This window comes from Salarchaeum sp. JOR-1 (assembly GCF_007833275.1).
Lineage (GTDB): Archaea > Halobacteriota > Halobacteria > Halobacteriales > Halobacteriaceae > Salarchaeum.
On sequence record NZ_CP042241.1, the window covers coordinates 1,840,475 to 1,861,565 of the forward strand.

Consider the following 21,091-nt stretch of genomic DNA (forward strand, 5'->3'; position numbering starts at 1 on the left):
GGCGGCCGTCAGGGCGCGCAGATGTCGTGCAGGTCGTCCAGCCCGTCGATGTCGTGGGTCGGCTCCACGTTCAGATACCAGTCTTCGCGGTGCGGTCGCCGGATGAACGCCGAGTCGATGCCGGCGTTGTTCGCCGCGTGGATGTCGGACTCGTTGTCCCCGACGAACAGCGCGTTCGTCGTCCCCAGGTCTTCCAGCGCGCGGTGGAGGTAGTAGGGATTGGGCTTCCGGCGACGCAGGCTCTCCAGCGTCGGCTCGCGGCCGTACACCGCGCCGAATCGGTCGGAGACGCCGTAGTGGTCGAGCACGAACTCGACGGTCGCCTGCTGGTTCGAGCTCACGACCCCGTAGTCGAGGTCGAGGTCGTCCAGCACGTGCAGGTCGTCGTAGAGGGTTTTGCGGCCCTCGTGGACCTCGGTGCGTTGCGCGAGCGTTCCCGCCCGGTCACGGATCTCCCAGAGTTGGTGGGGGTTCAGGTCGTACGCGTTACAAATCTCGTCGATGTCCGACGGGTCGACGCCCGCGGCCATCGTCTCGATGTGTTCGGGGTCGGGGTCGGTTACACCGAACTGCTTGAACGTGGTTTCGGCGGCTTCGCGCAGCACGTTGTAACTCGTCCGACCGACGAGAACCCCGTCGTTGTCGAACACGACGGCGTCGTAGCTCATATCAACGCTTGGGACTCAGCGCGTATAAGGGTTTCATCGCCCGTGGAGCTCCACCACGCACTCGGCCGACGTACCGAACCGCCGTTCGGTACGCGTCCCACCCGGTCGCAGAGGCTCTGCCGGAGTCTTCGTGCCGGCGTCGGACGGCTCTATCGTAGCGGAGGAGGCTCGCCGCGCCCCCGGGTGGCGCGTGAGAGCCGGACGGAGCTCGGACGAGTCGCGGAGTATAAAGGCCGGACGCGCGTGTTCCGGGGTATGCGACCGGACGACGTCCGCGAAGACTGGGCGGAGCGCTCGGGGGAGTTCTCGCCGGAGTACTACGCGCACCTCGGGCCGAACGACGTGAGCGAGACGCTCGCCGACGCGTTCAGCCACTACCTCGACGACGACGCGTCGATCCTCGAACTCGGCTGTGGATCCGGCCGTCACCTCGCTCAGCTCCGCGATCGGGGATTCGAAGACCTCCACGGCATCGACATCAACGCCGAGTCGTTCGACGTGATGGCCGAGCACTTCCCCGGCCTCCACGACACCGGAACGTTCCACGCGGGCGCGCTCGAAGACGTCCTCCCCGAGTTCAAGGACGGCGCGTTCGACGCGGTGTACAGCGTGGAGACACTCCAGCACGTCCACCCCGAGGACGGCTGGGTGTTCGAGGAAGTTGTGCGCGTCACGGACGACTTGCTTGCCACAGCCGAGAACGAAGGGAACAACCCGACCGCGGGCGACCAGGACGTGAGTTACGTGAACGACGACTTCCCGCTCTACCATCGCGACTGGAAGCGCGTGTTCGGCGACCTCGGCGCCGCGGAACTCCTCTGTGAACCCACGTCACGCGACACGATTCGCGTGTTCCGCGTGCTCTAATACCGGTATATCGACCGTGAGGGCGCGACGGCGTCGTCGAAGCGCTGAACGCCGACCACGCGAGCGCGCCCCCTCGCTTTTGGTCGAACTTTGGAGCGGGTGGACAGCGAAGGGCCAAGCTCCCCGAAACCCATCGAGGACACAGAACTGGTACACGTCTCTCGACAGCACATTTCACGCCGCCTGAGCGAGCTCGCTGACCACGGTCTCCGTCACCGACGCCGGAACGGCGTGTACGCGATGACCGAGAAAGGAGAAGCCTCCCTCGAGGGAGACTACGACGCGGACGCCGAGGCGTTCATCGAGAACCCCGAGGAGTACGAACTCGGCTCGACAGAACAGGAGGCCAACGGGGCATGATGGCGCGACGGGCGGGCCGTCGCAGTAGCACGTCACGGCCGGGACACCCGTTAGCGGGCGCCGGGCAGGTTCGGCCGTCTTGGCCGGCGGGGAGACCGCAGTAGCGACAGACGGGAACGTAGGGGGTGCGCTCCCTTTCGAAATCGCGGGACGGCGAGGACTCGCACTCTCCGGGAGAGTGCTCTCGTTTCGTCGAGAGAGTGGGTCGAGAACCGGAAGTCGTGTTTTCGCGTTCGCTAGCGCTCGTGCTGTGTGTTCTCGAAATCCCGGTATGGCGTCGAGAAGTGGATGGACTCGTCGGGATTTGAACCCGAGGCCTTCCCCGTGCCAGGGGGATGATCTACCACTGATCTACGAGCCCTCGCGTTCCTTTGTTGGCCGGGGTTTCCATATAAGACCCTCGGTTCGGAGCCACGGGGGAAGTGAAACGCTTTAGAGGCTCGACCCGGTCGTGTTCCGTAGGGAACAGCACGGCCGTACTTCCGACCTGCCATCCGATTGGGTGGCTTGGGAATGCGGTAGTGCCGGCACACCAGCGTGCCGCTTGCGGTTCGTGCGGTTCCAATCATCAACAATGGCACGAATGCATACGCGACGCCGCGGGCAATCCGGTTCGGAGAAGCCCGTGGCCGACGAGCCGCCGGAGTGGAGTGACGTTGACGAGGACGCCATCGAAGAGCGCGTCGTCGAACTCGCAGAACAGGGGTTCGACCCGAGCCAGATCGGGTTGAAGCTCCGTGACGAGGGCGTGCAGGGCACGCCTGTTCCGGACGTCTCCCTGGCGACCGGGAAGAGCGTCACGGAAATCCTCGAGGAGAACGACGCTCGCGCCGACATTCCGGAAGACCTCCGGAACCTGATGGAGAAGGCGATCCGCCTCCGCGAGCACGTGGAGGAGAACGGTCAGGATCACCAGAACCGTCGCGCGCTCCAGAACACGGAGTCGAAGATCCGCCGTCTCGTGAACTACTACCAGGGCGACGAGGTGGACGAGGACTTCACCTACTCGTACGACAACGCGGTCGACCTCCTCGAATAAATGGCGGCAACGGGGCGGACTGCATCGTTCGAGTCGGCGGCGCTCGCCGAGCGCGTGCGTGACGCGGCGTTCGTCTACGCCGTCGCGCACGCCGACGGCGATAGCCTCGCCGCCGCGGGCCAGCTCGCCCGTGCGTGTGACGCGCTGGAGACGCCGTATCAGGTGTCGCTCGTGCGGTCGCGTTCGAGCGCTCGGTCGCGGGTCGCGTCGGTGGCGGCGTCGGACACGGCGCTCGCCGTCGGCGTGGACGCGGGCGAGGGCGCGCATCCGCTCGACGCGGACGGGCCGAGCGCGCTCGCGGCGTACGCAGTGGCGGATCGGCTCGCGACGGACGCCACTGACCCTGCGCTCGCGATCGCGGGCGCGGTCTCCGCGGGCTGGACGCCGCAGGGCGACCTGCTCGACGCGGTGTCCGTCACGCGACGGCCCGGCGTCGGGATTCCGGTCGCCGACCTCGCGGACGGCCTCGCGCACTCGACCCGCCTCTCGGGCTCGTTCTCGGGCGACGAGGGGATGGCGGGCGCGCTGCTCGCCGAACTCGGTCTGCCCGCGGAACTCGACGCGGACGCGCACCGACGGCTCGCTTCGCGGGTCGCACTCGACGTCACGGACGGCGCGCCCGCGAGCGCCGTGGACGCGCTCTCCGGCGTCCTCCGCCCGCACGTCGTCGACGACGCCTCCTTCGAGACTGTCGAGGGGTGCGCGGACGTGCTCGACGCGGTCGCGCGCACTGCGCCCGGCGTCGGCGCGGCGTTCGCGCTCGGTCGCGGCGACCGCGCGGACGTGCTCGACGCGTGGCGTGACGCCGCGAACACCGTTCACGCCGCGCTCGCGGCCGCAGAGCCGGAGCGGTACAGCGGCCTCGTAACCGTCGACGCCGGCGACGCCGACCCCTGGCTGGTCGCACGCCTCGCTCGGGACTTCCACTCGGTGGAACCCGCAGCGCTCGCGCTCGGCGACGAGTCGGCGTCGCTCGCCACGACCGACGCCGACGCACGCCGCGTCCTCGCGGCCGTCGTCGGCGCAGACCACGTCGGCGGCCGCGGCGACCTCGCGGCGAGCACGCATCTTACCGACGACCTCGCGGAGACCGTTCGGGGTGAACTATGACGCGGGAGGCCACCGTGCGCACGCGCGTCGAACGCCCCGACCTGGTCGCGAACGCAGTCCGACCCGACAACACCGCCCAGATGCAGACGGAGGTCCGTGACGAGTCGGTCGTCACGCACATCGAACGCCCCAGCGTGGGCGGCCTCCGCACCACCCTGGACGACTACACCGTCAACGTCACCGTCGCAGCCGAAGTCGCACAGCACGCACACCGATTCAACACTACACAACAATGAGCGAACGATCCGTCTCCAAGAAGAACCAGCAGAAGCGGTGGTACACCGTTCTCGCGCCCGAGCAGTTCGACCGCGCGGAACTCGGTGAGACCCTCGCTTCCGAACCCGAACAGGTCATCGACCGAACCATCGAAACGACGCTCGGCGAAATCACCGACCAGAGCGGCGAGAACAACGTCAAACTCACCTTCCAGGTGGACGACGTCGGGAGCGACACCGCGTACACGAGCTTCGTGAAGCACGAGCTCTCCCGTGACTACAAGCGCAGTCTCGTCCGCCGCGGCTCCTCGAAGATTCACGCGGTCGTCGTCGCGCGCACCGCGGACGACTACCGCATCAAGATTCAGCCCGAGGCGTACACGACGAAGCAGGCCGACGAGTCCCAGCGCAAGGCCATCCGCCGCACGATGATCGACATCGTCGAGACGGCCGCGACCGAGCGCGCGTTCGAGGACGTCATCGACTCCATCGTCGAGGGCCGGCTCTCCTCCGCCATCTACAACGACGCGAAGACCATCTACCCGCTCCGCCGGGTCGAAATCGGGAAGACGACGCTCGAAGCGCACCCCGAGGAGGTCTACGAGGAAGAGGAGACCTCGGTCGACGTCGACGAAGAAGACGAAGAGTAACTACTTTTCCACGACTCTCACGTTCCCGACCATGCCGGCGGGTAGGTGGGGGATGCAGTAGTAGTGATACCAGCCGGGGACGTCGAAGACGTGCGTGTACGACTCGCTCGGCAGGATAGCGCCGCCGCCTCCGACGTCCGTTTCGAAACTCTCCCAGGCGGCGGCCTCGCTCTCGAAGCCTCCGGACGCGAAGTACTCCGCGGAATCCGGGATGGCGTTGGATTCCCCGGTGACGGTGTGGTAGCGGGTGCCCGTGTTCAGCCACGTCACGGGTTCGCCGACCTCGACTTCGATGGTCGGCACGCCCGTGGGGATGTAGCCGGGGGCGTCCGCGGGCACGTCGATGGCCTTCGATTCGACGGGCGCGAACGCGTTCGACCGCATCGCCACGTCGTAGTCGGTCGAGTCCGCGAGCACGCTCGCCGCGCCCGCGACTACGCCCGTCGCGCCGACCGCGCCGACTGCCGCCAGGAACGAACGACGGTCCATACACGACCTTTCGCCGCCGACCTAATAGGCGGCCCGATCCCGTCGCCCGATATAAACACGTAAGGACGCCGCTGGCGGACGACTGGGTATGCGACCGCGTCCACGGTTCGCGGGCCGGCTGGGAGCGGCGGACGTCGCGACCAGCGTGAACGCCGGCCTCGGGTTCGCTGCGGTGGCCGGTGCGACGGTGAGCGTGTCGCTCGCCGCGCGCATCCTCCTGCTCGCGGCCATCGTGGACGCGATCGACGGCCTGCTCGCGCGGCGGTACGGCGGGACGCCCGTCGGCGAGTCGCTCGACTCGCTCGCGGACGTGGCGTCGTTCGGCGTCGCGCCCGCCGCGCTCGTGTTCGGCGCGGTCGCGGACGCGAACCCCGTGGAGTCCCCGGTGGTGCTCGCGTCCGTGGTGGCGGGCTCGCTGTTCGTCGCGGCGGCCGTCGTGCGGTTAGGACTCTACACCGCGTACGACACCGGGCGCGCGGAGACGCGGGGCGTGCAGACGACGCTCGCCGGAACGATTCTCGCCGCTGCCCTGCTCGCGGGCGCGACGCCGCTCGTGTTGCTCGCCGCGCTCACCGCGTTCGTCGCCCTGATGGTGAGTCGAATCCCCTACCCGGATCTCCGGCCGGCGCACGCGCTCTCGATGGGGGTCGTGCAGGCGCTCGCGCTCCTCGCGCCCGACATCGCGGGGCACGCGTTCCCTCGAGTGCTGCTCGCGTTCGCGCTCGCCTACCTCGTCCTCGCCCCCCGGTTCTACCCGCGCACCGAAGGGAAACCCTGATAGGCGTACTGACGGAAGCACTCTGTATGAGCGACGAGGACGCGGATTCGGCCGACCAACCGGCCGAGAACGACGCGGACGCCGAGGCGGAGGCGGAGACCGACGCCGCGGAACCCGAACCGGGAACCGTCGCGGCGTTCGAGGAACGACTCGACGACGCCGAGGCGGCGCTCGACGACGCCGAAACCGAGAGCGGCCTCGACGACGTGGACGCCCTCCTCGACGGTATCGAGTCCGACCTCGACGACGCGAACCTCCCCGAACCCGACGAGGACGAAGAGGACGACGACCCCCGCGAGGAGCTGGAGAGCCGGCTCTCGGACATCCGGAGCGGCGTCGAAGACCAGCGCGGCCCCTACGCCGAGGCTGTCGTGAGCGACGTGAACGGCGTGAAGACGACCGTGGAGGGGACGCGGTGGACGGCGAACGGTGCGGACGCCGTGGTGGAAGCCGTGCAGGCGTTCGCGACGGCCGTGAACGACACCGTCAGTGCGGACGTGAGGGCGCCGGACGACCTCGACACGGCCGCGTTCGACGACTTCGTGGCGGCAATCGAGGACGCCGATCTGGACGCGGACGAGGACGCCGACGAAATCGCCGCGCTGCTCGACGCGACCGACACGCTCGAATCCAGTATCGAAGACGCCGAGGAGTGGACTGACCTCTCCGTGCGAGAGCAATTGCGCCGAGACGGCTACTACGACGCGCTCGGCGGGAAGTTCAAGGACTTCCCGCCGGAGTGGAGCGCGCTCAAGGAATGGGAGAGACGCGACGACGCCGAGATGGTGCTCCTGCTCATCGAGAAGATGGGGGATTCAGAGTACATGAAGCGTCACGCGCTCGACGCGCTGACGCACATGGGGAACGAGAACGCGCTCGACAAGCTGAGCGAACTCGCGAACCGCCGGGAGATCCCGGCAATCGAAGCCATCGGAAAGATAGGGAGCGCGGACGGACTCAACGCGGTGCAGGAGTACACGGAATCCGAATCCAACCCGGAACTCCAGAAGGCGGGCCTTCGGGCGGTCGGGGAAATCGGGTCGGAGGAGGCGACGCAGGACGTGGCGAACCAGCTAGTCTCGGAGAACGAGAGCGTTCGGAGCGTCGCCGCGCGCTCGCTCGGCCTGCTCGGTGACACGCGCGCTATCGACCCGCTCGCGGGCGTGCTCGCCGACGCGGACGAATCCGAGAGCGTGCGCGCGAGCGCGGCGTGGGCCCTCGTCCAGATCGGGACGAAGCGCGCGCTCGACGCCGCCGCCGAGTACGCCGACGAGCGGAGTTTCCTCGTCCAGCAGGAAGCGCAGAAAGCCCAGCGCGCGCTCGACGCCTAGAGGAAAGTCGCGACGAACAGGCCGGCGAACGCGAGCGCGACGAGCAGGAAACCGATTCTGCCGACCCACGTGTACTCGCTCGCCTCCTGCGGGTTGAGCTGTACACTGTAGGAGCCGAAGTCGGTGTCGTACTCGACGTAACTCGGGAGTTGGAACGTTTCGACGAACAGGAGCGCGCCGCCGAGCGCGCCGGCGGCGTAGCTTGCGAGATGCAGCGTCTCTACGAGACCCATGCCGGATCCGACGAACGCGACCGCAAAAACTCCGAGGGTTCATATCGGAAGGCGCGCCCAGACCGGCCGTGTTCCGCGCCCTCGCCCTCGCCCTCGTGCTCTCGATGTCGTTCGCGGGCGTCGTCCCGAACCCGGTGACCGACGGCGACCGCGGCGAGTACGTCACGCTCTCGGTTCCCGAGAACACCAGCCTCGGGGCGTACACGCTTTCTGACGGCGAAGACACGGTCGGATTGCCGAACGAGACCGTCTCCGGCCGGATCGCCCTCGCCGGTGACCCCGCGCTCGCCCGGAACCTCACGGACGCGCGCCCGGTTCGCGTACCGGGGTTTCCGCGGTTGGCGAACGGCGGAGAGACCCTCGTCCTCCGGCGGAACGGGACGGTTGTGGACAGGCTGACGTACGAGCGCGCGCCGGAGAGCGAGGTGTTCGCGGACGGCGGATGGCGGCCGCTCGGCGCGACGGACTTCGCGACGGCGAGCGCGAGCGACGTGCCGGTGTCGGCGTTCGCGCTTCCGGACGCCCCGGAGCGCGTGCTGGCGGCGCTCCGGGGCGCGGAGAAGCGCGTGCTTCTCGCGGGCTACACGTTCTCCGCCCCGCGGATCGCGCGCGTGCTCGCGGCCGCCGCGAACCGCGGCGTTCCCGTTCGCGTGCTCGTGGAGGGCGGGCCGGTCGGCGGCGTCACCGAGAAGTCGGCGCGCGTGCTCGACCGCCTCGTCACCGCTGACGTGGCGGTTCGCGTGCTGGACGGACCGCGCTCGCGGTACGCGTACCATCACGCGAAGTACGCCGTCGTGGACGACCGCGCGCTCGTCACCTCGGAGAACTGGAAGCCCGGCGGGGTCGGCGGGCACGCCACCCGCGGCTGGGGCGTCGTCCTCCGTGACCCCGGTCTCGCCGACCGTCTCGCGGTCGTCCACCGCGCGGACAGCACGTGGCGGGACGGAATCCCGTGGCGCGAGTACCGCGCGAACGCGACGTTCCAGGACGGCTCGCCCGCGACCGCCACCTATCGGAGCGACTTCCCGGCGTGGAACGGCACCGCGGACGCGTCGGTGTTCGTCACGCCCGAGGACGGCCACGACACGACACTCGATGTCCTGCGGGCCGCAACCGGCCGTCTGCTCGTCCAGCAGGTTCGTATCGACGACGATCGCTTCCTGAACGCGACGCTCGACGCCGCCCGGCGTGGCGTCCGAACCCGCGTGTTGCTCGGCGGCGCGTGGTACGTCCGCGAGGAGAACCGCGCGCTCGTCGAACGCCTTCGGAAGACTGCGCGAGCAGAGGGATTACCGCTGCGGGCGCGCGTTGTCGACCCACGGTCGCGCTTCGACCACCTGCACGTGAAGGGCGTGGTCACCGAGAATGCCGTGCTCGTCGGGAGCCTCAACTGGAACCACGAATCCGTGGTGGAGAACCGGGAAGTGATGGTCGTCCTCCGGGGCGAACGGATTGCGGCGTACTACGCTGACGTGTTTCGCTCGGACTGGCGGGGCGGCGTGTGGAGACTTCCACTTGGCGCGCTCTCGGGGGTGGTAGTCGTCGTTCTCGGAGCGGCGAGGGTGGTGTGGCGGCGAGTGTCGTTTACCGGGTCGGGGCGGAGCGGAGTTCCTCGTCGAGTTCCGCGTCCGCCATCTTCTCGATGAGCGCATCGAGCACTTGCTCGCGCATCCCGGGGACGAACCGAATACTTCCGACGACGAGGTGGCCGCCGCCGGAGACGCCTGCACCGGGGAGTTCGTCGTTCAGTTCCGTCACCATCTCGGGGATGTCGAGGCGGACTCCATCGGAGCGAAGGACGGCGAAGTCGGGGCCGACGCCGATAGTGATGACGGGTTCGCCGGTCTCCACAACCTTCTCATCGTGAATCTCGCCCGTCGTCTTTCCGGGCGCAGGGTACTGGAAGCGGTGAGCGTGTTCTTCCACGTCGATGGTGTAGAGGTTCGCGTCGTTCGCGACCGTACGGTGTTCGACGTGCGGCATCGCCGCGTCCAACTGGCGGTTGACCGCCGCCTCCGCTTTCTCGGCGATGAACGGGACGAGGTCGCGGTGGCGTTCCTCGTCGCCGCCGACGTTGAGCACGTCGTTCACGAGCGTCGCGCCCGAGTCGTACCGGAGCATGTACGCCTCGTAGTCGAGGGCTTCGCTGATGGCGTGCAGGAACTCCTCGTCGTAGCCGGCCTCGCGGGCGAGCGAGAGGTAGTCCGACATCGCGTCCGCCTTCGAGCGATCGGAGAGCCCGGCGACGGCGGGAACGTGGTCGAGTTCGCCGTCGAGTTCGGGCGAAATCATGCGAGCGAGTTCGACGCACAGCATTCCCGTGGTGATGCGGTAGTCCTCGCCGTGCAGGTAGGGGTTGACGTGCGCGTCGACGAACGGGTCGACTGCCTCGGGGTCGGGATGGTGGTGGTCGACGACGAGAATGGGGATGTCGTAGTGGTCGAGCGCCTCGTACGCGGGCGTGTCCTCCTCGGTGCTTCCGTTGTCGAGCATGAGGAGGAGCGGGAGCTTCTGGCCGTGACGCGCCTGGTCTTCGAGCCCGAAGTTCAGGTCGCGGGTCGCGTCCTCCATCTCGTAGTACGGGGCCTTACTCGGGAGGCGCTTGAGGAGGTGGCGTTTCGCGTCGTCGTCTTGATGGGTGGCGTCGATGAACTGCTCCAGGGCGAGCTGGACGGGGACGCTCGCGCACATCCCGTCGCCGTCCGCGTGGTGGCGCATCCGGATGGGGCGGGATTCGAGGACGGTCTTCCGGAGCTCGCGCGCGACCTCGCGGAGGTCGTCACGGAGTCCTTCCAGGGCCGGCCACTCGACGAGCGGTTCCGTCTCCACGGGTTCGGCGCGCTCGGCGACGGCGGCGGTGAGGCGTTCGCGGAGGTCGCTCGCAGTGGGCTCGTCCAGCACGTCGATATCCTCGATTTCGACCTGCACGCTCCCCTCGCGGGTCTCGACTTCGCCGGTGACGTGCACGACGTCTTCGAGGGCGACTTCGGGGTGCGCGCGAACCCCGGCCTCCTCGAAGGCCGTGCAGGGCGCGACGCCGGTCTCGTCGCGCACGCGAAAGATCGTCGGGCCGCCCGTCTGCTTCACCTGCGCGACCTCGCCTTCGAGGTGAACAGTGTCGCCGACGCGGTCGTCGAGGGTGTCGACCGCCGTTACGTCGTACTGGACGGAGCGTTCGACGGTCTCGAAGCCGGCGTCTGCGACGGGTTCGAAGGAGAGGTCGCCGTTGTCGCGGACGGCTGCGAGTTCGACGACGAGGTCGTCGCCCACGTCGTAGGACGCGCCGTCGGGCATGTCGGACTCGTGGACGAGGCCGGAGACGTGCTTGGAGACGTCGACGAACACGCCGTACTCGACCACGCCATTCACGCGGGCGTGGTAGCGTTCACCGACCTCGATGGCGTCCGACGTACAGTCGGGGGAGAGCCGATAGACGACCGAGCGGTCGTCAGAACGAGAGTCACTCATTAGGACACAGGTGGGTGTCGCGGCTTTTAACTCTCCCGAAAGGCCGACTCCGGGGTATCGCAACCCTTAGAGTCGCCGCGCCGCGATACCCCCGTATGTTGTTCCGTTCGCGGCGGGACGTCGTCGGCATCGCGGCCGACACGCTCTCGTTCGCGCTGTCGGCGGCCGCCGACACGCATCCCGACGAGTACCTGGGCGTGCTGCGCGGCACGCCCGCGAGCGATCTCGGCGTCGACAGCGACGGCGACATCATCACTGACGTGCTCGTCGTTCCCGGTACGGAGTCCAGTCCCGTACAGGCGACCCTGCAGTCGAACCTCGTGCCGAACGACTCGCACACCATCGGGAGCATTCACTCTCACCCGAACGGCGTTCTCGAGCCGAGCGCGGCCGACCGCTCCATGTTCGGGAAGTGGTCGGTGCACGTCATCATGGGCGCGCCCTACGAGTCGGACTGCTGGCGGGCGTTCGACCGCGACGGCGAACCCCGTTCGCTCGACGTGCTGGATGTCGACCTCCCCGACCCCGAATCGTTCTTCGAATTCACACAGGCGGACATCGACGAGGAGCTATGAAGGTCGTCGCACAGGGCACGTTCGACATCATCCACCCCGGGCACGTCCACTACCTCACCGACGCCGCGGACATGGGAGACGAACTTCACGTCATCATCGCGCGCCGTGAGAACGTCGGCCACAAGGAGAAACCGGTTCTGTCGAACGAACAGCGCCGGGACGTGGTCGCCGCGCTCGACGCCGTCGACCACGCCCGAATCGGCCACGAGTCGGACATCTTCGCGCCCATCGAAGACATCGACCCGGACATCATCGCGCTCGGCTACGACCAGCACCACGACTCCGCGGCGATTCAGGCGGAACTCGACGACCGCGGCATCGACTGCACCGTCGAACGCGCGTCTCCCCGCGAACCCCAGCACGACGACGAACTGCTCTCCACGGGCGACATCATCGACCGCATCATCGACCAGCGCTGCGAGTGAACTACCCTACCCTACCCTACTCGCTCACGGCTGACGCCGTTCGCTCCTTGAGCTGAATCGAGGCACTGTATCCCCTCCCTACTGCGCTACTCGGTCGCTTTGCTCCCTGCGTTGCTCCTTGAGGAAGGGGGCTTAGTGCCTCGATTCAGCTAATCCTCCCGCGGTTGTGCGTCCAACAACCGCACCACGTCCTCCGCCACCTGCTCCGGCGGCACGCCCGCCTGCGTCGAGAACGACTCCACGTGCGCCGCCAACAGGCTCAACGCCCGCATTCCCGTCGTCTCCGCGTCCTCGAACTCGTGCGACAACACGTAATCCAACTCCTCGCCGTCCACCACACCGACGAAGAACCCATCCAATCCCTCACGGTCGAGGAGCGAACGCGCCGTATCGAGGTCGGACTCGAACTCGGACATACCGCCCATCAGAGACCCCAGCCACATAGAAACCCCGTTAGCAGCGGCTCCCCCATGTGTTCGACAGAAACTGCACCGACCGGGATCTGAACCGGAGCCCGACGCGCTCGTTCGTTTCACTCACTGCGCGCGACTGCGGGGCTCAAAGCTCTGTGCAGTTTATCTCGCTTCGCTCGGAGAACATGCACCGACCGGGATTTGAACCCGGGCCATGAGCTTGGAAGGCTCAGGTCCTGCCACTAGACCATCGGTGCTCGCGTCTGTCACACCGCGCATCGCAAACCGGCGGTTTGCTCAACATCGGTGTGCGCTTCGTTCTATCCGGCGGTCGTTTATTGATGTTTCCTTTCGTGCGAGAGGTCACGTCGGATGACGGGTGCAGGAGGGGGATGCTGTAGTAGGTGCTGTCGCGCGGACTGGGGGCCGTCCGGACGCCGCGTGCTGACGGGCGAGTCCGGACTGTTAGCCTTTCTCGACGGTCGCGTAGCAATTCCCGCTCGACAGCTCGAAGTCGAGGACGGAGAGCGCTGAGGCGTCGATGTCCGAGCGGAACTCGTCGGGCGCGTAGATGTGATAGAACCGGGGGACGGTGTCGCCGCCGGGAAGCGTCCAGTCCACGGTGGTGTCGAAGCCGTCGGTTCGGTCGAACTTCGAGTGGGCGGTGCTCCACGCGCTCACGAGCGCGCGACCACCCGGCGTGAGGACGCGGGCGAGTTCGTCGAGGCTCGCGCGGCGAGCGTCCCGCGTCGGCAGGTGGTGGATGGTCGCGACGTACACTGCGAGCTCGAATCCGGACTCGCGAACGGGGAGGCGCGCGGCGTCGCCCTGCACGAACGCCGCGTCGAAGCCGCGGTCGGCGGCGCGAGCAACCGCTTCGTCGAGCAGTCCGCGGCTCGCGTCCACGCCGACGGCTGTGTCCGCGCGGGCGGCGAGTAGTTCGGTGTGTCGGCCGTTCCCACAGCCGATGTCGAGCGCTCGCGTCGCGTGTTCGTCGGCGACGAAGTCCTCGACTTCCGGCCACGCGTACTCGCGGGTCTGAGAGAAGTGCCGGGCGATGCGGTCGTAGGTCTCGTGGACGTTTCGCGTCATGCGAACGCGAGGAAGACGACGTAGGCGATTGTGAGCATCACGGTCGCGTGTTTCGCGCCGGCTTTCACGCTCCCCTCCCCCATCTGTCCGGCGACGAACCCCGAGCAGACGGCCTGGACGGCGCACGTGTGGAAGAACACGAGGCTGTACGCGGCCTTATCGACGTTCGCGCCGCCGATGCCGAGGTCGCTGATGCCGGCCGCCGACCCGCCGGCGGGCGAACCGGCGGAGAGCAGTTCACCCGAGGGGAGACTCGGGATGAACATCGTGTCGAGCGCGACGACGATGGTGAGGAAGACGAAGAACGCGAGGTAGATGACGACGAGGTAGGTGAGCAGTTCGTTCCGGCGTTCGCGGCGGAGGCGCTGGGTGGCTTTCGCTTCGTCAGCGGCGATGCGGAGGACGGGGCCGATGTCACCGCTCGCGTTCATCGCGTTCGTGATGAGGGTGACGACGCGGGTCACAGTCGTCGTCTGAATCCGGGTCTCGAACCGTTCGAGCGCGGGTTCGACGCGGCCGTTCCACCGGATGTCAGTCCACGTCTTCTTGAGTTCCTCGGAGAGCGCTCCGAGTTTGCTGCCGACGACACGCCCGAAGCTCGCGACGATCGGCATCCCCGCCTCGTTCGTGCTCGCGAGGCGTTCGAGGAGGTCGGGGATGGCGGCCTCGATGTTCTTGATGCGGCGGCTTTCGAGTTCGTAGACGCCGGCGTACGTCGCGAGCACGCCGATGGACGCGAGGATGACGGGGTCGTCGACCGCGCGCAGTCCGAGATCGCCTGCGGTGTACGCGAACCACGCGTCGACGCCGACGTAGAGGAGTGCGAGCGGAACCGTAAGCACGAGGATGGATTCGGGGTTCGCGCGGATGCGTTCGATGGGGTGGCGGAGTCGGTGCTTGATGGGTTCGAGGCGACGGTGGATGGCGAGACGGGCGACGTTGTCGTGCTGGCCGCCGTCCGTCACCGTTGTTTCGCGCCGCCGCGGGATGTCCTGGAAGCGAACGTCGTCTCGGTCGCCGCGGTCGCCGCGCGAGATATGGGAGTCCTCGGTGACGCTGTCGAGGTAGACGACGAACCCGAGCGTGGCGAGCGGGAGGACGATGTAGGCGACGGCGCGGAGGACGGGTAGCATGCCGCCGGAGACCAGGCCGACGATGACGAGGATGGTGATGAGGAAGAGCGGCCCGGCGACGAACACGGTGACGTAGGCTTCCGCGAGCGTCGCGAGCAGTTCGAGGAACTGCTGTTGCTGGGATTCTGACTCCTCCTTGTAGTACTCGTACTCGTCGCGGAGAAAGTCCGGGAGGCTCTGGCCGCTCTGGAGGACGCTGACGAGGTTCTCGCTGAACTCGCTGAACTCGTCGCTCGGCGTGCGGTCCGCCATGCGTCGCATCGCGCCGATGACGTCCGCGCCGAACAGGTCGATGTCCTTCACGGCGACCGATATCTCGGTCGCGGTCTCGCCGTACACGTCCCGGTTGCGCGCGAGGATGCGGAGGATTTCGGGGAACGCCATGCCACTCCGGGAGAGCGCGTACATGAACGCGACGTTCCGTTTGAGCGTGGCGTCGATGCGGCGGCGGCGTTCGCTCGCTCGGTAGGAGAGCATCGACCACCGGAAGCGATACGTGGCGAGCGCGACGGCGACGCCGACGGTCGCGGCGCTCAACAGGAAGACGACGAACAACTGGAGGGCGGAGAGACTGCCGCTTCCGGCGAGCGAGGCGACGGTGGCGGGGAGGCGGGCGCGGAGCACCGCGCCGCTCGGCGCGAGCAGGACGAGGAGGACGCCAGCGACGAGGTAGACGGTGAGGAGGCTCGCGACTAGCGCGGTGACAGTGGCGTAGAGGAAGGTCTTCGCGGCGTACACGCGGTACGTGGTGTCGACGTGCGCGCCGTGCAACGCCTGGACTTGGCGCGTGTTGACGTGTTCGCGCTGGCGCGCGTACGGCCCGAACGCGGCGATCGCGAGCCGCGTGAGAACGCGGTCGATGCGGGGGACGACCGGCGCGAGCGCGAACGCGAGCGCTCCGAGGAGGACGACGAACAGCGGGAGGAGTTCGAGGATCATCCCTCGTCCGCGACCATCTCGGCGTCGCTGATGTCCGCGTCGACGCGCCCCTCGATGCGGGAGACTGTGCGTTCGGGGTGCGCGTAGTACTCGTTGACGAGCGCGGTGAACTGTCGGTAGTCGGTGACGCCGCTCTCCACGAGGTACTGGAGGACTTTCTTCCGGTTGCGGAGTTCGCGGAGGAGTTCGCCCCGCGACCACCCGCGCTCGTCGCGGATTTCGTCGAGGACGATGCTGTCGAACTGTTGGAAGCTGTCCCCGCTCGCGCGCCACTCGAACGCCGTGGAGTAGTCGAGGTCGCCGGTGCGCTGGTCGATGCCCTCGATTTCGGCGATGGTTCGGTTCCGGCGCACGCGGTCGTCCCCGACGTACGTCAGGGTCTGCACGCAGAGGATGTCGAGGCTCTGAATCATCGCGCGCGGGACGTTGATGGGTTCGTTCTCCAGGCGGTTGATGACGGTCTGCACGCTGTCCGCGTGCATCGTGGAGTACGTCGTGTGTCCGGTGTTCATCGCCTGGAAGAGCGTCATCGCCTCGTTCCCGCGAACCTCGCCGACGATGATGTACTCGGGGCGGTGGCGGAGCGCCGAGCGCAGGAGGTCGTACATCGTGATGTCCTCGCCCTCGCCGAGGGATTCGCGGGTGACGCTGGAGAGCCAGTTGTCGTGGTAGAGCGTGAGTTCGCGCGTGTCCTCGATGGTGAGGACTTTCGAGCGCGGCGGGACGAACATCGAGATGGCGTTCATCGACGTGGTCTTCCCGGACGCGGTGCCGCCGGCGAAGATGAGGGACTTGTTGGATTCGATGGCGAGCCAGAGGTACGCCATCTGGTCTAAGTCGAACGTGTTGAGGTCGATGAGGCGCGCGGGCGTGAACGGTTCCTCGTCGTACTGGCGGATGGTGAACGCGCTCCCGCGCGGCGTCACTTCCTGGCCGAGCGCGAGTTCCGCCCGGGAGCCGTCCGGAAGCGTCGTTTCGGTGACGGGGTCGCCGATGCTGATGTGGCGGCCGGACTGCTGGGCGAGGCGGACGACGAAGGAGTCGAGTTCGTCCTCGGAGAACTCGACGGTGGTCTGGATGTCGTTGTAGTCGTCGTGGTAGACGAAGAGGGGGATGTCGTAGCCGTCACAGGACACGTCCTCGATGTGGTTGTCCTGCATCAAGGGGTCTATCTTCTCGAACCCCTCGAACGCCCGGAACAGGTAGTAGAAGAGGCGGTGGAAGCTCTCGGTTTCGACGACGACGCCGTACTCGGAGAGCACGTCCCGCATCTGCTCGCGGAGCACGCGCTCGGGGTCGTCGGCGTCGTAGCGCGCGCTGAAAATGAGGGTGTCTCGGATGTCCTCGAACAGTTGGTCGAGGAGGTCGCGTTCGAAGTCGTCGAGGCTCGGTTCGACGACGGCGTACCGGTGTTCGTTGTCGGCGTCGTTGTAGTTGATGCTGATGAAGGCGTAGGGCGCGTTCACCCAGTAGCGTTCGACTTCCTCGAAGCCGTCGAGGCCGTCGAAGTCGACGAGGGGGTCGTGTTCGCTCGGGCGGTAGTCTTCGACGGAGACGTGCGTGCCGCGCAGGACGTCGGTGAGCCGCTGGAGTCGCCACTTGAGGTCGGCGGCGTGCGTCGAGAGGGAGTCGGAGAGGCCGTCGAAGAGTTCGCTCGACATTCACTCGGGGTTCGGCGGCCGTGCGCTTAAATCCTGTCGGCGGGGTCGGCGTCACGTTCAAGCCGTGTGAACACGTATCGTTCGACATAGTGCAAATGAGGAGACAGGAGTTCACCCTGAACGTGACCGACATCGATTGGGTCGATGACGACGACGCACCCCCCGAGCGCCCGACCGTCACCATCGACTTCACGGGGAGCGCCGCCCTCGAAGACCGCCTCACGGACGCTGACGGCGACCTGCTCGACGGCGACGAGATAGACGTGGCGTTCCGCCTGCAGGGCGATGTGGACGACCAGGACACGACCGGCGTGGTCGCGGTCACCCATCGCCTCACCGGGGATTTCGTGCTCGAACTCAACGAGGACGCCGACGACGTCCTCCAGTTCATCCGCGCCGCCCGCGAGTACGGCCGCGTCGCCGACACGGAGAAACGCTACCGCGTTCACATCCACCGCGGCGGCGAGCACGTCGTCACCTACGAGAAGGACACCTTCCTCGTCTACAACACGGACGGCGACCTCCTCCGTCGGCACAGCCTCATCCCGAGCGGCATCGAAATCTAGTCGAACGAGCCAGAATCGTCAGTCGCGGAGATCACCCACGAGAAGTCCCCGCCCGGGTAGACGCGGCCGGTCAGGTAGGAGGCGCGGCCGTCGTCGTTCGGCGCGGGATTGAACGCGGTGTGGCCGGCGTCGTTCTCCGGCCGTTCGTCGTCGAGTGTGAACCGAACCTCGTACCAGACGGGCTCGGTGAACACGGCGTCGTACGTCCGGGTTTCCCCCGGTTCGACGACAGCTGACGCGGTGAGCTGACGCTGGCTCGGCGGAACGATCGGGTCGCCCGTAACGTCGTGTGCGCCCTCGACTGCGGTGCCGACGTCCACGACCCGGAGCTGTATCTCGTGCGGCACGCCGTGGTCGTTCACGAACTGGAGCGCGCCGGCGGGAACGCCGTCGTCGTTCGAGAATGCGGTACAGCCGGCGAGCGCGCCGCCGAGGGCCGAGCCGGCGGTTGCGAGGTACGTCCGTCGCGTGAGGGAGGGCATGCCAGAGTAGGTAGCGTCGGGCGTGTGATAAAATCCGGCGGTCGACAGGAGCGCGGGTCGACCGTAGCCGTAAAGCCGCGCGGCCCTGTTCATCCGCACATGGATTTGTTCGGGACGGCGGGGATTCGTGGGAGCGCGACGGAGCGCGTGACGCCCGAGTTGGCGCTCGCGGTCGGGCGCGCGGCGGGTGCGGACGCCGAGGAGGTCGTGCTCGGGCGGGACGGCCGCGAGACGGGCGGCGCGCTCGCGGACGCGATGGCCGCCGGCCTCCGGAGCGCGGGCGCGGACGTGCGCCGCGTGGGCGTCGTGCCGACGCCGGCGCTGGCGTTCGCGTCCCGCGGCAGACGCGGCGTGATGCTCACCGCGTCGCACAACCCCCCGGAGGACAACGGCGTCAAGCTGTTCGCGGACGGAACGGAGTACGACGCCGAGGAGGAGGCGGCTATCGAGGAGCGCGTTGACGCCGACCACCCGCCCGCCGCGTGGGACGCGTGGGGCGACGCGGAGCGCGCGGGCGTGCTCGACGACTACCGGGCGGCGGTGGCGGCGTACGCGCGCGAGTTCGGCGCGACCCTCGACGGCCTCCGGGTCGCCGTGGACTGCGGGAACGGGATGGGGAGCGTGGCGACGCCCCACGTCCTGGAGTCGCTCGGCGCGGAAGTCGTCGCGCTGAACGCGAACGTCGACGGGCACTTCCCCGGGCGGCCGAGCAAGCCGACGCCGGAGACGCTCGGCGACCTCACCGGGTTCGTCGCGGACTCCGACTGCGCGTTCGGCATCGCGCACGACGGCGACGCTGACCGCATCGTCATCGTAGACGGATCGGGCGAGGTCGTGCACGAGGACACCGTGCTGGCGATTCTCGCGGAGCGCTACACCCGGGAGAGTAGCACGCTCGATCCCGTGGTGGTGACGACGCCGAACGCCTCGGCGCGCATCGACGAGCGCGTCCGGGCGGCCGGCGGGCGCGTCGAGCGCGTTCGACTGGGCGCGCTCCACGAGGGCATCGCGTCGGCGGAGGCCGCGGGCGGCGACGTCGTGTTCGCTGCTGAGCCCTGGAAGCACATCCATCCCGGGTTCGGCGGTTGGATAGACGGCGTGGCGAGCGCGGCAGTCCTCGGTCGCCTCGTCGCCGCGGAGGGACTCGAAGCGCTGCGCGCACCGGTGACGGAGCGCCCGTACCGGAAGGTGAGCGTGGACTGTCCCGACGGGAAGAAGGCGGCCGTGATGGGCGCGCTCGAAACCGAGATGCCGGGCGCGTTTCCCGACGCTGCCATCGACACCGAGTACGGCGTGCGCGCGGAGTTCCCGGACGGGTCGTGGACGCTCGTCCGACCGTCCGGCACTGAACCCTACGTCCGAGTGTACGCGGAAGCGGACGACGTGGACGCGCTCGTCGCCGAGGTGACGGCTCTCGTAGAGGACGCCGTGACGAACACCTAACATAGCATACACACATATGTGAACAAGTTTCGTATTCGAACGACGGGTTTATTCGAGTACGCGGTATTTCTGTAGTCGATTATGGTGGATAGCGACGAACGGCGGCGGCGGTTCCTCAAACTCTCGGGCGCGCTCGGAGTCGCGGGTCTCACGGGCCTCGCTGGCTGTTCGAGCGGCGGCGGGAGCGGGGACGACGCGGCGGCAAACATCGGCATGGTGTACGCGACCGGCGGCCTCGGGGACGGATCGTTCAACGACCAGGCGCAGGCCGGCATCCAGCAGGCCGCGGAGGACTTCGACATCGCGTACGAGGAGTCCCAGCCGGAGACGAACTCCGAGTTCCAGCCGACCCAGCGCCAGTACGCCCAGTCCGGCAACTACGACCTCGTCTCCTGCATCGGGTACGCGCAGGCGGACGCGCTCTCAACGAACGCAGCCGCGTTCCCCGACCAGGACTGGGTCATCGTCGACTCCGTCGTCGACGAGCCGAACGTCGCGAGCTACGGGTTCCGCGAGCACGAGGGGTCGTTCCTCGTCGGCTACATGGCGGGCATGCTCACCACGCGGGACTTCTCCGCCGGTGCGGGCAGCACGAGCGCCGACACGAAGACCGTCGGGTTCGTCGGCGGAACGGAGACACCCCTCATTCAGAAGTTCCAGGCCGGCTTCGAGGCGGGCGTCAACCACCACGACGACTCCATCGAGGTCGTCACGTCCTACGTCGGGTCGTTCAACGACCCCGCGGCGGGCCAGGAGCAGGCGCGCTCGATGTACGACAGCGGTGCTGACATCGTCTACCACGCCTCGGGCGCGACCGGCGTCGGCGTGTTCCGCGCGGCCCAGGACATGGGCAAGTTCGCCATCGGCGTCGATAAAGACCAGTCCATCACGCAGGCGTCCTTCGCCGACGTCATCCTCGCGAGCATGGTCAAGCGCGTCGACACCGCCGTCTACACGGCCGTCGAGAGCGTCGTGAACGACAACTTCGCGGGCGGCGAGCAGACGACGTTCGGGCTGAGCGACGACGGCGTCGAAGCCGTCTACGGCGACCAGCTCGGCAGTCAGATTCCCGAGGACGTGAAGTCGACGGTCGCGGACGCCCGAGAACAGATTATCGCGGGCGACATCACCGTCCCCTCGAAACCCCAGTAACA

Annotated in this window: 22 protein-coding genes and 2 tRNA genes; 13 read left to right on the forward strand and 11 right to left on the reverse strand. The window is 67.7% G+C overall.

Annotated elements, in window-relative coordinates; genetic code table 11:
- Positions 1-8: 8 nt before the first annotated feature.
- Complete coding sequence (locus FQU85_RS10490; RefSeq protein WP_145847636.1) at positions 9-668, reverse strand: HAD family hydrolase; 660 nt, start codon at positions 666-668, stop codon at positions 9-11.
- A 255-nt stretch (positions 669-923) separates the two neighbouring features.
- Here FQU85_RS10490 and FQU85_RS10495 point away from each other — a divergent pair, with 255 nt between their 5' ends.
- Positions 924-1,535 carry a class I SAM-dependent methyltransferase gene (locus FQU85_RS10495; protein WP_145847639.1) on the forward strand — a complete coding sequence of 204 codons (612 nt, stop codon included), beginning with the start codon at positions 924-926 and terminating at the stop codon, positions 1,533-1,535.
- A 649-nt stretch (positions 1,536-2,184) separates the two neighbouring features.
- Here FQU85_RS10495 and FQU85_RS10505 read toward each other — a convergent pair.
- Positions 2,185-2,256 (reverse strand) — tRNA-Ala (locus FQU85_RS10505).
- Positions 2,257-2,469: 213 nt separating this feature from the next.
- Between FQU85_RS10505 and FQU85_RS10510 the strand changes: the two genes are divergently transcribed.
- The 4 genes from FQU85_RS10510 to FQU85_RS10525 are packed head-to-tail and all read left to right on the forward strand — an operon-like array spanning position 2,470 to position 4,909.
- A complete protein-coding gene (locus FQU85_RS10510) occupies positions 2,470-2,934 on the forward strand; it encodes a 30S ribosomal protein S15 (protein ID WP_145847641.1) in 465 nt (154 codons plus the stop codon).
- Positions 2,935-4,044: a hypothetical protein gene (locus FQU85_RS10515; protein ID WP_145847643.1), complete on the forward strand. Its 1,110-nt coding sequence runs from the start codon at positions 2,935-2,937 to the stop codon at positions 4,042-4,044.
- On the forward strand, positions 4,041-4,280 hold the full coding sequence (locus tag FQU85_RS10520) for a KEOPS complex subunit Pcc1 (RefSeq protein ID WP_145847645.1): 240 nt from the start codon (positions 4,041-4,043) through the stop codon (positions 4,278-4,280). The genes FQU85_RS10515 and FQU85_RS10520 overlap by 4 nt, the downstream gene beginning before the upstream one ends.
- On the forward strand, positions 4,277-4,909 hold the full coding sequence (locus FQU85_RS10525; protein WP_145847647.1) for a 30S ribosomal protein S3ae: 633 nt from the start codon (positions 4,277-4,279) through the stop codon (positions 4,907-4,909). The genes FQU85_RS10520 and FQU85_RS10525 overlap by 4 nt, the downstream gene beginning before the upstream one ends.
- Here the strand turns inward: FQU85_RS10525 and FQU85_RS10530 are convergent, their stop codons facing one another.
- Positions 4,910-5,398 carry a plastocyanin/azurin family copper-binding protein gene (locus FQU85_RS10530; RefSeq protein WP_145847650.1) on the reverse strand — a complete coding sequence of 163 codons (489 nt, stop codon included), beginning with the start codon at positions 5,396-5,398 and terminating at the stop codon, positions 4,910-4,912. It lies immediately after the preceding gene.
- A gap of 88 nt (positions 5,399-5,486) precedes the next feature.
- Here FQU85_RS10530 and FQU85_RS10535 point away from each other — a divergent pair, with 88 nt between their 5' ends.
- Both FQU85_RS10535 and FQU85_RS10540 read left to right on the forward strand, forming a co-directional pair.
- The gene (locus FQU85_RS10535) at positions 5,487-6,176 is read left to right on the forward strand and encodes a protein sorting system archaetidylserine synthase (RefSeq protein ID WP_145847652.1); all 690 of its coding nucleotides are present in this window, start codon (positions 5,487-5,489) and stop codon (positions 6,174-6,176) included.
- 26 nt (positions 6,177-6,202) lie between these two features.
- Positions 6,203-7,507: a HEAT repeat domain-containing protein gene (locus FQU85_RS10540; RefSeq protein ID WP_145847654.1), complete on the forward strand. Its 1,305-nt coding sequence runs from the start codon at positions 6,203-6,205 to the stop codon at positions 7,505-7,507.
- Here the strand turns inward: FQU85_RS10540 and FQU85_RS10545 are convergent.
- Positions 7,504-7,740 (reverse strand): hypothetical protein, encoded by a 237-nt coding sequence (locus tag FQU85_RS10545; protein WP_145847656.1) that lies wholly within the window; start codon positions 7,738-7,740, stop codon positions 7,504-7,506. The genes FQU85_RS10540 and FQU85_RS10545 overlap by 4 nt on opposite strands.
- A gap of 68 nt (positions 7,741-7,808) precedes the next feature.
- Between FQU85_RS10545 and FQU85_RS10550 the strand changes: the two genes are divergently transcribed.
- Complete coding sequence (locus FQU85_RS10550) at positions 7,809-9,386, forward strand: phospholipase D-like domain-containing protein (protein ID WP_145847670.1); 1,578 nt, start codon at positions 7,809-7,811, stop codon at positions 9,384-9,386.
- On the opposite strand, the gene FQU85_RS10555 is transcribed toward FQU85_RS10550, so the two are convergent.
- Positions 9,325-11,208: a DHH family phosphoesterase gene (locus FQU85_RS10555; protein WP_145847672.1), complete on the reverse strand. Its 1,884-nt coding sequence runs from the start codon at positions 11,206-11,208 to the stop codon at positions 9,325-9,327. The two genes, FQU85_RS10550 and FQU85_RS10555, sit on opposite strands and share 62 nt — an antisense overlap.
- Before the next feature lie 95 nt (positions 11,209-11,303).
- Between FQU85_RS10555 and FQU85_RS10560 the strand changes: the two genes are divergently transcribed.
- Complete coding sequence (locus tag FQU85_RS10560; RefSeq protein WP_145847674.1) at positions 11,304-11,783, forward strand: Mov34/MPN/PAD-1 family protein; 480 nt, start codon at positions 11,304-11,306, stop codon at positions 11,781-11,783.
- Positions 11,780-12,208 (forward strand): adenylyltransferase/cytidyltransferase family protein, encoded by a 429-nt coding sequence (locus FQU85_RS10565; protein WP_145847676.1) that lies wholly within the window; start codon positions 11,780-11,782, stop codon positions 12,206-12,208. The genes FQU85_RS10560 and FQU85_RS10565 overlap by 4 nt, the downstream gene beginning before the upstream one ends.
- Before the next feature lie 149 nt (positions 12,209-12,357).
- Here FQU85_RS10565 and FQU85_RS10570 read toward each other — a convergent pair whose 3' ends face one another.
- The 5 genes from FQU85_RS10570 to FQU85_RS10590 form a co-directional block, all read right to left on the reverse strand.
- On the reverse strand, positions 12,358-12,624 hold the full coding sequence (locus FQU85_RS10570) for a hypothetical protein (protein WP_145847679.1): 267 nt from the start codon (positions 12,622-12,624) through the stop codon (positions 12,358-12,360).
- Between the two features lie 183 nt (positions 12,625-12,807).
- Positions 12,808-12,878, reverse strand: a tRNA-Gly gene (locus FQU85_RS10575).
- A 208-nt stretch (positions 12,879-13,086) separates the two neighbouring features.
- Positions 13,087-13,713, reverse strand: coding sequence for a class I SAM-dependent methyltransferase (locus FQU85_RS10580; RefSeq protein ID WP_145847681.1), 627 nt, complete (start codon positions 13,711-13,713; stop codon positions 13,087-13,089).
- Positions 13,710-15,785: a type II secretion system F family protein gene (locus FQU85_RS10585; protein WP_145847682.1), complete on the reverse strand. Its 2,076-nt coding sequence runs from the start codon at positions 15,783-15,785 to the stop codon at positions 13,710-13,712. Before FQU85_RS10585 ends, FQU85_RS10580 begins: the two co-directional genes overlap by 4 nt.
- Positions 15,782-17,446, reverse strand: coding sequence for a type II/IV secretion system ATPase subunit (locus FQU85_RS10590; protein WP_145847684.1), 1,665 nt, complete (start codon positions 17,444-17,446; stop codon positions 15,782-15,784). The genes FQU85_RS10585 and FQU85_RS10590 overlap by 4 nt, the downstream gene beginning before the upstream one ends.
- 95 nt (positions 17,447-17,541) lie before the next feature.
- On the opposite strand from FQU85_RS10590, the gene FQU85_RS10595 reads away from it, so the two are divergent.
- Complete coding sequence (locus tag FQU85_RS10595) at positions 17,542-18,012, forward strand: DUF5793 family protein (protein WP_145847687.1); 471 nt, start codon at positions 17,542-17,544, stop codon at positions 18,010-18,012.
- Here FQU85_RS10595 and FQU85_RS10600 read toward each other — a convergent pair.
- Entirely contained in the window at positions 18,009-18,494 is a 486-nt protein-coding gene (locus FQU85_RS10600; protein ID WP_145847689.1) for a hypothetical protein, read from the reverse strand. The genes FQU85_RS10595 and FQU85_RS10600 overlap by 4 nt on opposite strands.
- A gap of 99 nt (positions 18,495-18,593) precedes the next feature.
- Between FQU85_RS10600 and FQU85_RS10605 the strand changes: the two genes are divergently transcribed.
- Together FQU85_RS10605 and FQU85_RS10610 are read left to right on the forward strand one after the other, a co-directional pair.
- The gene (locus tag FQU85_RS10605; RefSeq protein ID WP_145847692.1) at positions 18,594-19,937 is read left to right on the forward strand and encodes a phosphomannomutase; all 1,344 of its coding nucleotides are present in this window, start codon (positions 18,594-18,596) and stop codon (positions 19,935-19,937) included.
- An 81-nt stretch (positions 19,938-20,018) separates the two neighbouring features.
- On the forward strand, positions 20,019-21,089 hold the full coding sequence (locus tag FQU85_RS10610) for a BMP family protein (protein ID WP_145847694.1): 1,071 nt from the start codon (positions 20,019-20,021) through the stop codon (positions 21,087-21,089).
- Positions 21,090-21,091 lie beyond the last annotated feature (2 nt).

Bases quoted from the DNA above. Each gene is read 5' to 3' on its own strand.
- FQU85_RS10490 (WP_145847636.1), bottom strand. From the start codon at position 668: ATGAGCTACGACGCCGTCGTGTTCGACAACGACGGGGTTCTCGTCGGT.
- FQU85_RS10495 (WP_145847639.1), top strand. From the start codon at position 924: ATGCGACCGGACGACGTCCGCGAAGACTGGGCGGAGCGCTCGGGGGAG.
- FQU85_RS10510 (WP_145847641.1), top strand. From the start codon at position 2,470: ATGGCACGAATGCATACGCGACGCCGCGGGCAATCCGGTTCGGAGAAG.
- FQU85_RS10515 (WP_145847643.1), top strand. From the start codon at position 2,935: ATGGCGGCAACGGGGCGGACTGCATCGTTCGAGTCGGCGGCGCTCGCC.
- FQU85_RS10520 (WP_145847645.1), top strand. From the start codon at position 4,041: ATGACGCGGGAGGCCACCGTGCGCACGCGCGTCGAACGCCCCGACCTG.
- FQU85_RS10525 (WP_145847647.1), top strand. From the start codon at position 4,277: ATGAGCGAACGATCCGTCTCCAAGAAGAACCAGCAGAAGCGGTGGTAC.
- FQU85_RS10530 (WP_145847650.1), bottom strand. From the start codon at position 5,398: ATGGACCGTCGTTCGTTCCTGGCGGCAGTCGGCGCGGTCGGCGCGACG.
- FQU85_RS10535 (WP_145847652.1), top strand. From the start codon at position 5,487: ATGCGACCGCGTCCACGGTTCGCGGGCCGGCTGGGAGCGGCGGACGTC.
- FQU85_RS10540 (WP_145847654.1), top strand. From the start codon at position 6,203: ATGAGCGACGAGGACGCGGATTCGGCCGACCAACCGGCCGAGAACGAC.
- FQU85_RS10545 (WP_145847656.1), bottom strand. From the start codon at position 7,740: ATGGGTCTCGTAGAGACGCTGCATCTCGCAAGCTACGCCGCCGGCGCG.
- FQU85_RS10555 (WP_145847672.1), bottom strand. From the start codon at position 11,208: ATGAGTGACTCTCGTTCTGACGACCGCTCGGTCGTCTATCGGCTCTCC.
- FQU85_RS10560 (WP_145847674.1), top strand. From the start codon at position 11,304: ATGTTGTTCCGTTCGCGGCGGGACGTCGTCGGCATCGCGGCCGACACG.
- FQU85_RS10565 (WP_145847676.1), top strand. From the start codon at position 11,780: ATGAAGGTCGTCGCACAGGGCACGTTCGACATCATCCACCCCGGGCAC.
- FQU85_RS10570 (WP_145847679.1), bottom strand. From the start codon at position 12,624: ATGTCCGAGTTCGAGTCCGACCTCGATACGGCGCGTTCGCTCCTCGAC.
- FQU85_RS10580 (WP_145847681.1), bottom strand. From the start codon at position 13,713: ATGACGCGAAACGTCCACGAGACCTACGACCGCATCGCCCGGCACTTC.
- FQU85_RS10585 (WP_145847682.1), bottom strand. From the start codon at position 15,785: ATGATCCTCGAACTCCTCCCGCTGTTCGTCGTCCTCCTCGGAGCGCTC.
- FQU85_RS10590 (WP_145847684.1), bottom strand. From the start codon at position 17,446: ATGTCGAGCGAACTCTTCGACGGCCTCTCCGACTCCCTCTCGACGCAC.
- FQU85_RS10595 (WP_145847687.1), top strand. From the start codon at position 17,542: ATGAGGAGACAGGAGTTCACCCTGAACGTGACCGACATCGATTGGGTC.
- FQU85_RS10600 (WP_145847689.1), bottom strand. From the start codon at position 18,494: ATGCCCTCCCTCACGCGACGGACGTACCTCGCAACCGCCGGCTCGGCC.
- FQU85_RS10605 (WP_145847692.1), top strand. From the start codon at position 18,594: ATGGATTTGTTCGGGACGGCGGGGATTCGTGGGAGCGCGACGGAGCGC.
- FQU85_RS10610 (WP_145847694.1), top strand. From the start codon at position 20,019: ATGGTGGATAGCGACGAACGGCGGCGGCGGTTCCTCAAACTCTCGGGC.